The following is a 10909-nucleotide window of genomic DNA, read 5'->3' as shown; positions in this document are numbered from 1 at the left end:
TTGTGGCACATGTACCGAAACATCATCAAACCTTTTTTTGACTTCATGGCCGCGCTTGTCGGGCTTATCTTGCTGTCGCCGGTATTTTTGGTGTGCATGATTTTGGTGAAGGTTTCCACGAAAGGCCCGATATTTTTCGTACATCCGCGACCGGGTTACAAAGAAAAAATCATCAACGTCATCAAGTTCTGCACGATGAACAACAACCGTGACGAAAACGGAAACCTGTTGCCCAACATGCAGCGCATCACCAAAACCGGCGCGTTTATGCGCAAGACTTCGCTCGATGAAATTCCGCAGCTCATCAATGTCCTGAAAGGCGACATTTCACTTGTTGGGCCGCGGCCTTTGGAAGTTCGGTATTTACCGCATTACACCGAAGAACAGCGTCAACGCCACCACGTGAAACCCGGCATTACGGGTTATGCGCAGGTCAATGGCCGCAATGCCGTTTCGTGGGAAAAGAAATTCGAGATGGACGTTTGGTACGTGAACCACCAGTCTTTCTGGCTCGATGTCAAGATATTGTTCCAGACCGCGTGGAAAGTCGTCCGCGGAAGCGACGTGAACGCAGACCAAAACAACACCGTAAAACCATTTGCCTAATGTTATTCAGGGAAGAAATAGGAGAGTCGATTACGCTTAAATTCGCCGAAGCCGCCAACGAGCGGCGCAAGAAAGGTTTGCCGATCATCTCATTGGGTCTGGGCGAGCCGGAATTCAGGACGCCGCAGCCCATTATTGACGCGACTGTCGCCGTATTGCAGACAAAGAATTCCAACTATTCCAGCCCGATGGGCGTGCAATCGCTCCGGGAGAAGATTGCGGCCAAGCTGAAAAACGAGAACGGTATCAACGCGACGGCAGACAACATCATTGTCTGCGCCGGCGCCAAGCAAGCCTTTCAGCACATGATGATGGTCATGGTGGAACCAGGCGACGAAATCATCGTGATCAATCCGTCGTTCGTGAGTTTCGTGCCGCAAGTCTATATCGCAGAATACGATTGCAAAGTCGTGACGGTGGATGTGAGCAAAGTGGATTTTTCGCTGCAACTCGATGAAATACGCGCGAAAGTGACGCCAAAAACAAAAGCCATCATTGTCAACAGCCCGAACAATCCTGCGGGTTACATGCTCAGCCAAGAACAATTAACCGAGTTGTTCGCCATGTCCGAGGAACTTGATTTTTACATTGTGTCGGACGAGATTTACGAGAAATTGGTGTTGGACGATAACAAGCATTTCAGCATCGGTTCATTGGAGGAAAAACCCACGCGCGTCATCACAATCAATGGTTTTTCGAAATCGCACGCCATGACCGGATGGCGTTTGGGTTACGCGTGTTTTCCATCGGAATTCAAGCACAACCTGTTGAAATACCAACAACATACCAACACCAATACGTGTACCTTCATTCAGGAAGGTATGGCGAAAGCCTTTGACATTTCGCAGGATTATCTGGTGGACTATAATGGGAAGTTGTCGGCCAGGTTCAAGTTGTACAACGATATGATTGGACGGCTCGACAAGGTTTCGGGCATTGCGCCACAAGGCGGATTTTTTGCGTTCATGAACATTTCAAAACTGGGCATGGATTCCAATACATTTTGCGCTCGGTTGATTGAAGCCACCGGCGTAGCCACGACACCGGGTATTGCATTCGGCGACCATTGGGATGACCATGTCCGGATTTCGCTTGCCACGGATGATAAAATTGTGGAAGAAGGATTGCGCTTGATGGAAGATTTCATCAAAACGTTATAGCCGATTGCGGCAGGGAATATCGTTAGATTTAACAAACGAGGCGGTTTTGCCGCACCAGACAATAAATTCGTATGCCGATCTTACCGTCAGGGAAGGGGCGGTATTATCCCTACAAAAAGTGAAGCGGTCCGCGTTACGGAAAAGCCATAAGAAATCATAAAAATTCAATAGACGATTGATCCAGCCTACACCATGAAAGTCCTACTCACCAAACCTTTTTTCGATACTGATTTGCAATACATCGCCGAGCGGATCGACGCAGGCATCCACATCGTTACACCTTCGGCATTCACGCCCGAAGCCATCGCCGAAGCCGCCGCAGACGCAGACGTGCTTTTCGGTGGCAACCTCGCCGAGCCGATCCTGCAAGCCGCAAAAAACCTCAAATTGGCGCAAATTCCTTGGACAGGCGTAGACAATTTGAACTTCGACCTGCTTCAGAAATACAATGTCACGGTGGCCAATTCGCACTCCAACGCCGTCATTGTGGGCGAGCATGGCGTGGCGATGATGCTCGATGCCGCGAAGAAGATTTCCTACCATGACCGGCAGATGCGCGCCGGCGAATGGAACCGCGTAAAACCTACCGGAAATGCCGTGTCGCCGTTTTCAAAAATGGTCATCGGGTCAACGGTTGGTTTTGTGGGTTTTGGCGCTATTGGGCAGCAACTGCACAAAATGCTCTCTGGGTTTGGCTGTCATTTCAAAGTGTTCAGCCGCAGCGGAACGCCGGTTTCCGGTTACGCCGCCGATTATTTTACGGTCGATAACATCCAAGCCGAATTGGCCGGTATAGACTTTTTATTCCTTGTTTTACCCTTGACGCCCGAAACCCGGAACATCGTGGATGCGGACTTTTTATCGGGCATGAACGAAAAGGCCGTACTCATCAATCTTTCGCGCGGCGAATTGATAGACGAAGAAGCGCTATACAAGGCTTTGCAAGACAAAAGCATCGGTGCCGCGGCGCTCGACGTGTGGTACAATTACCCGAAAGCGGGCGAGGATAAGACCTTTCCGTCGGCGAGAAATAAATTCCACGAACTGGACAACGTCACGATGTCGCCACACCGCGCGGGTTACGCCGACAGCGGTTTCTGGCACCTGGACGACGCGATTGACAACCTCAATAATCTCCATGCGGGCCGTCTGCTCAAAAATGTTGTTTCCCTAAACCACAAATATTGATGAACATTCTCTTTACTTGCGCAGGCCGCCGGCATTATCTGCTGCAATTTTTCAAGGAAGCGCTGGCCGGAAAAGGCAACATCATCGGCGCCGACATGCAACTTTCTGCTCCAGCGCTCGCCATGGCCGATGTCACTTACGCTGTGCCCGCTGTTTATGCCGAAAATTACACCGATGCCATTCTCGACATCTGCAAAAAGGAAAAAGTCAACGCGGTGATTTCGCTCAACGATTTGGAATTGCCTGTCTTGGCGGCCGTCCGCGAGAAATTTGAAGCCATCGGCGTAAAAATTATCGTGTCGCCGGATCGCGTCATCGATATCTGTTTCGACAAATGGAAAACCTTTGAATTCGGGCAGTCCATCGGCATCGCGCAACCCAAAACGTATTTGACCTTGGAAGCGGCGCAGGCCGCGATCGATTCGGGCGAGCTGCAGTTTCCGCTCGTGGTCAAGCCGCGTTGGGGCAGTGCTTCCATCGGAATCGATTTTCCGGAAAACAGGGAAGAACTTGAGTTGTCCTACCGATTGCAAAAGACGCGCGTGATGCGTTCCATTCTGTCAGAAGCCTCAAAAGCCGACGCAGACCGCGCCATTCTCATCCAGGAAAAAATCGGCGGGAAAGAATTTGGGGTGGACATCCTCAACGATTTCAATGGCAACACCAGAGCCGTATATGTCAAGGAAAAGCTGGCGATGCGTGCCGGCGAGACAGACAAAGCCGTGCTGCGCAACATGCCTGAATTGGAAGCCATCGGGCAAAAACTCGGCAACGCGCTGGGCCACATCGGCAATTTGGACTGTGACTTTTTTGTAAAGGACGGAAAATACTATTTGCTTGAGTTGAATCCGAGGTTTGGCGGCGGCTATCCGTTTACGCACATGTCCGGCGGGCATTTTCCCGAAGCCATCCTGGCTTGGCTGGCCGGCGACGATTTCGACTTCTCCCGATTTTCAAGGCAGTATGACCAAGTGTTCGCCAAGTGCGATACGTTGATTTCCGTTAAAGGCGATTGAGCGGTGGCGAAGCGGCTGTTCGATATGGCGTTGTCCTGTTTGCTGCTGCTTTTGCTGGGCTGGTTCCTACTTTTGCTTTGGGTTGTGGCGGCCATCGACACCCAATCGGGCGGGTTGTTCAACCAAATCCGGATTGGCCGATTCGGACAGACTTTCACGATTTTCAAATTTCGGACGATGCATCCTAAAACCGGGCACATTTCGGCCATCGGTCGTTTTCTCCGGCAGTCCAAGTTTGACGAATTGCCGCAACTGGCTAACGTACTGATCGGCGAGATGAGTTTCGTNGGGCCGCGGCCCGACGTGCCCGGTTATTATGACAAGCTCGAAGGCGAGGCGCGTAAAATCCTCGAACTTCGGCCGGGCTTAACCAGCGAAGCGTCGCTCAAGTATTTCAATGAGGAGAAAATTCTGTCATCGGTGCCCCATCCGCTGCAATACAACGATGAGGTGATTTTTCCGGACAAGGTAAAAATGAACCTTGACTACTACAGGCATCGCACTTTCTTCGGCGATATAAAAATCATGTGGCGCACGGCATTCGGCACCAAATAATTTTTAACAATTTCGACTGCGGATTGGCCTGATTCACTTACTTTTGTACCGATTTTCAAAAGCTTATGAGTCAACCCAAAATATGGCTTTCGTCTCCGCACATGGGCGGCGGCGAGCAGAAATTTGTACAGGAAGCGTTCGATACCAACTGGGTAGCGCCGCTCGGCCCCAACGTTACCAGATTTGAAAACGATCTTGCCGGTTTTTTAGGCGATGATTTGCATGTGGCGGCTTTGTCTTCGGGCACGGCCGGCATCCATTTGGGATTGGTCTTGCTGGGCGTAAAAGCCGGCGACGAAGTCATCTGTCAGAGTTTTACGTTTTCGGCTTCGTGCAACCCTATTCTGTATCAGGGCGCAACGCCGGTTTTTGTGGACAGCGAACCCGAAACTTGGAACATGTGTCCGCAGGCTTTGGAAACGGCAATTGCCGACCGCATCGCCAAAGGAAAGAAACCAAAAGCCATCATCGCCGTGCATTTATACGGCATGCCGTTCAAGGCCGACGAGATTTTGGCCATTTCCAAGAAATACGACATTCCGGTGCTGGAAGACAGTGCCGAAGCCTTGGGCAGCACGTACAAAGGTAAAAGTTGCGGTACGCTGGGCGATATCGGCGTGTTGTCGTTCAACGGGAATAAGATCATTACGACCTCCGGCGGCGGCGCCATCGTGGCCAAAAGTAGGGAAATCAAGGACAAAGCTGTTTTCTTGGCTACACAGGCACGCGATAATGCACCGCACTACCAGCATAGTGAAATCGGGTACAATTACCGCCTGAGCAATATATGCGCGGGAATTGGGCGCGGGCAGATGGAAGTCTTGCCAATGCATGTGTCGGCGCGGCAGGCCATGCACCGGTTTTACAAGAATTATTTTGCGGGCGTTAAGGGCGTGTCTGTCTTTTCTGAACCGGGTCCAGATTATGTTTCCAACCATTGGCTGTCTGCCATCGTCGTAGATCCGGCATCTGGGAAAGACCGCGAAAGTCTGCGGCTGGCGCTTGAGGCGGCCAACATTGAAAGCCGCCCATTGTGGAAGCCGATGCACTTGCAGCCGATTTTTGAAAAGTATCCGTACTATGGCGGAAAAGTCTGTGAGGAATTGTTCAACAACGGCTTGTGTTTGCCGTCGGGTTCTAATCTCAGCGACGCCGACCGCGATAGGATAAAATTAACATTTGATGCTTTTTTTAGCTGATTATCAATAAAAAGTATTATTTTAAATCCCTGAAACACCAAAATGAACGCTGCATTTAAATATATGATGGCCAAGATCTCCAAAAAGAGATTCCGGAATATGGGCTATTTGCCCCGCTGGATCATCTTTTTGATTGATGTCTTCATCGTTTTTGTAGCGAGCGTCGTGACCTATTTCATCGTCGAAAGCTTGTCGGCAAACTTCTACAAAAACCTGAACATGCCGGTTCGGTATGCGCTCGTGATTTTCGTCAATGCGTTTTTCTTTTTGTTGTATCGCACATACGCGGGCATTATCCGGCATTCCACATTCATCGACTGCGTAAAATTGCTGGTGTCAACTTCTACGGCTTTCGTGGCTTTGGCGGCCATCAATTTGTCGTGGCTGTTGGTGTTCGGGCAACAGTTATACATGAACACTGGTTTGTTCATCAGCTATGTGATTTCGTTTCTGTTGCTGTTCTTGTTCAGGATTTTGGTCAAGCATTTCTTTGAGAAGTACGCCAATTCGGTCGATGCGAAAAAGTTGATGCCGCTCGTGATTTACGGTGCAGATGCCAACGCGATTTCCATCGCCAACGCCTTGAAGACCGAAACCCCGGCGCGTTTTAAACTTCGCGGTTTCATCGATAAATACCATCAGGACAAGACCTCGAAACGCATCTTGAATTTGCCCATCGTCAACCAGAACAAGAGCATTCACGTGATTATGCGCGCCATGAAGGCCGAAGCGCTGATCATTGCCGAGAAAGGTTTATCGCGTGAGGAAATCGTAGCCATCGTGGAAGAATGTCTTGAATACAATTTCAAGGTGTTTACCGTTCCGGTGATTACCGACTGGGAAGACCAAGACCACATCTCCAAAAAAGTAAAGAGTTTCGAAATCGAGGACTTGCTCGAGCGAAAACCGATTGACTTGCACATGGACGAAATCTCCAAGCAACTCAAGGGCAAGAAAGTGCTCATCACGGGCGCGGCCGGTTCTATCGGAAGCGAAATCGTGCGTCAGGTGCTTGAGTTCGGGCCATCGAAAATCGTGATGCTCGACCAGGCGGAAACACCGTTGCACAACTTGGCGCTGGAAATCAATGGGCTGAACCCAGCCGTTAAGATCAAGACGGTTTTGGCCGATATCCGCAATTGGGACGTGATCGAAAATGTATTCAGGACGTACCGCCCCGATGTTGTGTATCATGCGGCGGCCTACAAACACGTGCCGTTGATGGAAGAAAATCCGTCGCAGGCTGTTTGCACGAATGTCTTCGGGACGATGAACCTCGCCGATCTGGCCAATCAATATGAAGTGGAACGTTTCGTCATGGTATCCACCGACAAGGCCGTAAACCCGAGCAGCGTCATGGGGGCGAGCAAGCGAATCGCCGAAAAATACGTCCAGTCTTTACATTACAAACTTCAGCAGGAAAGCGACAACGCCACGAAATTCATCACGACGCGTTTCGGGAATGTATTGGGTTCTAACGGTTCTATTGTACCATTATTCACCAAACAAATCCAGGAAGGCGGCCCAATTACGATTACGCACCCGGAAATCATCCGTTATTTCATGACCATTCCCGAAGCCTGCCAACTGGTGTTGGAAGCCGGAACGATGGGCAACGGTGGCGAAATCTTCATCTTTGATATGGGCGAGCCGGTGAAAATCATCGACCTGGCCAAAAAGATGATCAGGCTGGCCGGATATACGCCGGGCAAGGAAATCGAGATCAAGATCATCGGGCTTCGTCCGGGTGAAAAATTATTTGAGGAATTGCTCAACGATACGTCTAAAACGCTGCCGACGCACAACGACCAGATCATGATTGCCATCGATCCGGCCGACGATTTTGAACAAGTCAGCATGTCAATAAAAGATTTGTGCGAAACCGCCAAGTACATCACCAACGACGAAATCGTCTTTAAGATGAAGAAAATCGTTCCGGAATTCAAGAGCTTGAATTCGATGTTCCAAATGCTCGACCAATGACAAATGCGGTCTTTGTGGCTCGGTGACCGAGATTTATCTTATATTTGCGGGCCGTTAAGCTTAACCGGCAAAACCTATGGATTTCAAAAAATACGTACTCTACATTTTCATGCTCTTTGCCGCCGTTTCTTGTGTGTCGAAGAAAAAAATTGTTTACCTGCAAGGCGATTCGGGATCCGGAAGTTCATCGCTGCCCAACTACGAACCCATCATCCAGCCGGACGATTTACTCTATATTACGGTAACCTCTCAAAATCAGGAAGCTGCACAGCCGTTTAATCCGCAGGTTGCCTCGCAAGGCTTTGTAGGGAACGAGCCTCGCGAAAGGGCTTATCTCGTGACCAAAGACGGCATGATACAATATCCGGTGCTCGGCCCGATCAAAGTGGCAGGGCTTACCCGTTCAGAATTCAGCGACATGCTTCGCAATATGTTGAAACCTTATGTCGTGGATGCGGTAGTGACGCTCCGTTTCCTGAATTTTAAGGTTACAGTTTTGGGCGAAGTGAACAGGCCAGGACGCGTCAGCCTCGACAGTGACCGATTGACGTTGCTCGATGCCATTGCGATGTCTGGCGATTTGACTTTGTACGGCATGCGCGACAACATCTTGATCGTGCGCGAAAACAACGGCGAGAGAAGTTCCGTCCGGGTGGACATCACCAAGGCCGATTTCGTGAATTCTCCCTACTACTATCTGAAACAAAACGATGTCGTTTACGTGGAGCCGCGCCGTGCCAAGGTTGATTCTACGGCTATTGGCAGCAACGTCACGACCATTATTTCGATCATCAGCTTCCTTATCACTACTACGCTTCTTATCACCAGGTTATGATGCAACCGTTAAACAATTCTTCGTCGCAACCCGAACAGGCCATTAACCTGGAAGAGCAGTTATTCAAGTTCATCAAACACTGGAAATGGATTGTCCTTTCGGTGGTTCTGGCTTTGGTGGGCGCATTTTTCTACATCCGCTATTCGGTGCCGCAGTACGGCATGTCGGCCACGATTTTGATCAAGGACGATAAGAAAGGCGGTTCTGAACTGGACGCTTTCGCCGATTTGGGCATCATCACCGGCGGCAAGAATACCATCGACAATGAGATCGCGATCCTACAGTCCAGGACGTTGTCGCAGAACGTCATAAAGGATTTAGAATTCAACGTGTCGTATTTTGTGGAAGGCCGCATCATCAGCCCTGAATCCTATAAGAATTCGCCGATTAAGGTGCTGTTTACCGACAAGAAAGACGCCTTCTACCATAAGGACGCAACATTCATTGTAAAGCCGGTTTCCGAAAAGCAATTCGAACTCTCCGGAAACCTGAAGGAAAGCCCGAAACTGTATTCGTTCGGCCAGAAAATCGACACGGCTTGGGGCACGTTCATCATTGTCAACAATTTCAAGAAGACGATTTCCGACAACCCGATTACGGTTAAAATCACGTCCATCGAAAGAAAGGCGGCATCGTACAACGCACGCCTTAACGTGGAAACGACGGGCAAGAAAACGAGTATCATCAAACTTTCGATGACCGATCCGATCCCGGAAAAAGGGGTCGATTTCCTCAACGCACTCATCCAGCAATACAATTACGACGCGGCCGAAGACAAGAACATCATCGCCCGAAATACCTCAGAATTCATCCGCAAAAGGCTGATCATTATTTCTGAGGAACTCGACAGCGTAGAGCGCAATGCCGAGGTGTTCAAGAAAAGCAACCGATTGACGGACTTGACTTCGGATGCCAGCCTGAGCCTGAATTCGTCTGCAGCGTACGAGAAAGCGGTCGCCGAGAATGAAACACAGATGAAAGTGGCCGGCTACATGCTGGATTTGGTCAAAAAAGTCACCAACCAGGATCTTATTCCGGCCAATGTGCTGTCTGCGGCAGGAAATGCATCGGCAGCGTCCGGACTGATTGACGAATACAACAAATTGGTGCTCGAGCGCAAACGAATCTTGACGTCAGGCACCGAAAAAAACCCGCGCGTCATCAGCATGGACGAGCAACTTCGCGGCGTACGTTACAGCATTCAGGAAAGTTTGAGCAACATCATGAGTTCGCTCAAGATCAACCAGCGTGATCTGCAACGCCAGGAAGCGATTTTTGCTGGGCAAGTCGGCCAGGTGCCAACCAACGAGCGCAAGTATAAAGTCATCGCGCGACAGCAACAAATCAAGGAATCATTGTATCTGTATTTGTTGCAGAAACGCGAAGAAACGGCTATTTCGTTGGCGGTGACCTCGCCGAAAGCGAAAGTGATCGATGCCGCTTACACCAACGGATTGGTGTCGCCAAATACGCGGATGATTTACCTCTTGGCAATTTTGATGGGCTTGCTCTTGCCGATCGGAATCATTTTCTTGTTGGATTTGCTCGACAACAAAATACATTCAAGGAACGATGTCGAGAAGCATACGTCAATTCCGTACCTGGGCGATATTCCGTTGTCTGAAGAATCGTCTGATGCCGAACTGGACAGCCGCAGCGCTACCGCAGAGTCTTTCCGGATTATCCTGACCAACCTCGAATTTATGTTGGCCCAAAGTACGCCGGGCGTGGCGAAAACCATTTTCATCACCTCGACCATGCCGAAGGAAGGCAAGACGTTTATCTCGGTCAACCTTGCGAAAACACTCGCGCTTTACGGCAAGAAGGTGCTCTTGATGGGGATGGATTTGCGCCATCCGAAATTCACGGAATACCTCAATATCAAGTCAAATGTTGGGGTGAGCAATTACCTGTCGAGCGACAAATACGCCTTGAGTGACATTATTTATAAACAAGACGGTTTCGACAATTTCTGGGTGATGCCATCGGGCGTGATTCCGCCAAACCCGGCCGAATTGCTCAACAACCATAAAGTTGCCGAGGTTTTCGCCAAGGTGAAACAAGACTACGATTACGTGATTGTGGACACGGCGCCGGTGAGTTTGGTTACCGACACTTTGCTGCTCAAGCAATACGCAGATGTCTTCGTCTACGCCGTTCGCGCAAACTACTTGAAAAAAGGCGCGTTGTCTATTCCGGAAGCGCTACACCGCGAAAGCAAACTACCGAACATGTCTATCCTGCTCAATGGCCTGGACTATTCGAAAAGCTACGGCTATGGCTACGGTTACGGCTATGGGTACGGCTACGGTTATGGCAAGCCGGAGGAGAAAAAGCCTTGGTACCAAAGACTTTCGAAAAAGTAAA

At 49.8% G+C, this 10909-nt stretch carries 9 protein-coding genes and 1 pseudogene; all 10 read left to right on the top strand.

Annotated elements, in window-relative coordinates; all coding sequences use genetic code 11:
* The first annotated feature begins 9 nt into the window (after positions 1-9).
* The 10 genes and pseudogenes from ACM9J1_RS07225 to ACM9J1_RS07180 all read left to right on the top strand — a co-directional run bounded on the left by ACM9J1_RS07225 (position 10) and on the right by ACM9J1_RS07180 (position 10908).
* A complete protein-coding gene (locus ACM9J1_RS07225; protein WP_415581361.1) occupies positions 10-606 on the top strand; it encodes a sugar transferase in 597 nt (198 codons plus the stop codon).
* Entirely contained in the window at positions 606-1766 is a 1161-nt protein-coding gene (locus tag ACM9J1_RS07220; protein ID WP_415581360.1) for a pyridoxal phosphate-dependent aminotransferase, read from the top strand. The genes ACM9J1_RS07225 and ACM9J1_RS07220 overlap by 1 nt, the downstream gene beginning before the upstream one ends.
* Positions 1767-1958: 192 nt before the next feature.
* Positions 1959-2954, top strand: coding sequence for a 2-hydroxyacid dehydrogenase (locus ACM9J1_RS07215; RefSeq protein ID WP_415581359.1), 996 nt, complete (start codon positions 1959-1961; stop codon positions 2952-2954).
* Complete coding sequence (locus ACM9J1_RS07210; protein WP_415581358.1) at positions 2954-3970, top strand: ATP-grasp domain-containing protein; 1017 nt, start codon at positions 2954-2956, stop codon at positions 3968-3970. The genes ACM9J1_RS07215 and ACM9J1_RS07210 overlap by 1 nt, the downstream gene beginning before the upstream one ends.
* Before the next feature lie 3 nt (positions 3971-3973).
* A pseudogene (locus tag ACM9J1_RS07205) lies at positions 3974-4257 on the top strand (sugar transferase); the annotation flags it as partial.
* A gap of 1 nt (position 4258) precedes the next feature.
* Positions 4259-4525, top strand: a 267-nt coding sequence (locus tag ACM9J1_RS07200; protein ID WP_415581357.1) for a sugar transferase, incomplete at its 5' end; no start/stop codon positions are given.
* A 65-nt stretch (positions 4526-4590) separates the two neighbouring features.
* The gene (locus tag ACM9J1_RS07195; protein WP_415581356.1) at positions 4591-5724 is read left to right on the top strand and encodes a DegT/DnrJ/EryC1/StrS family aminotransferase; all 1134 of its coding nucleotides are present in this window, start codon (positions 4591-4593) and stop codon (positions 5722-5724) included.
* A gap of 42 nt (positions 5725-5766) precedes the next feature.
* Positions 5767-7707: a polysaccharide biosynthesis protein gene (locus ACM9J1_RS07190; RefSeq protein ID WP_415581355.1), complete on the top strand. Its 1941-nt coding sequence runs from the start codon at positions 5767-5769 to the stop codon at positions 7705-7707.
* Between the two features lie 76 nt (positions 7708-7783).
* Positions 7784-8542: a polysaccharide biosynthesis/export family protein gene (locus ACM9J1_RS07185; RefSeq protein WP_415581354.1), complete on the top strand. Its 759-nt coding sequence runs from the start codon at positions 7784-7786 to the stop codon at positions 8540-8542.
* Positions 8539-10908 (top strand): GumC family protein, encoded by a 2370-nt coding sequence (locus ACM9J1_RS07180; RefSeq protein WP_415581353.1) that lies wholly within the window; start codon positions 8539-8541, stop codon positions 10906-10908. Before ACM9J1_RS07185 ends, ACM9J1_RS07180 begins: the two co-directional genes overlap by 4 nt.
* Position 10909 lies beyond the last annotated feature (1 nt).

The organism is Flavobacterium longum, assembly GCF_965137575.1.
Lineage (GTDB): Bacteria > Bacteroidota > Bacteroidia > Flavobacteriales > Flavobacteriaceae > Flavobacterium > Flavobacterium longum.
Note: the sequence above shows the minus strand (reverse complement) of the source record. Positions and strands in the feature narration are given on the sequence as shown.

Excerpts from the sequence above, each read along its gene's own strand:
- ACM9J1_RS07225 (WP_415581361.1), top strand. The coding sequence starts at position 10 with ATGTACCGAAACATCATCAAACCTTTTTTTGACTTCATGGCCGCGCTT.
- ACM9J1_RS07220 (WP_415581360.1), top strand. The coding sequence starts at position 606 with ATGTTATTCAGGGAAGAAATAGGAGAGTCGATTACGCTTAAATTCGCC.
- ACM9J1_RS07215 (WP_415581359.1), top strand. The coding sequence starts at position 1,959 with ATGAAAGTCCTACTCACCAAACCTTTTTTCGATACTGATTTGCAATAC.
- ACM9J1_RS07210 (WP_415581358.1), top strand. The coding sequence starts at position 2,954 with ATGAACATTCTCTTTACTTGCGCAGGCCGCCGGCATTATCTGCTGCAA.
- ACM9J1_RS07195 (WP_415581356.1), top strand. The coding sequence starts at position 4,591 with ATGAGTCAACCCAAAATATGGCTTTCGTCTCCGCACATGGGCGGCGGC.
- ACM9J1_RS07190 (WP_415581355.1), top strand. The coding sequence starts at position 5,767 with ATGAACGCTGCATTTAAATATATGATGGCCAAGATCTCCAAAAAGAGA.
- ACM9J1_RS07185 (WP_415581354.1), top strand. The coding sequence starts at position 7,784 with ATGGATTTCAAAAAATACGTACTCTACATTTTCATGCTCTTTGCCGCC.
- ACM9J1_RS07180 (WP_415581353.1), top strand. The coding sequence starts at position 8,539 with ATGATGCAACCGTTAAACAATTCTTCGTCGCAACCCGAACAGGCCATT.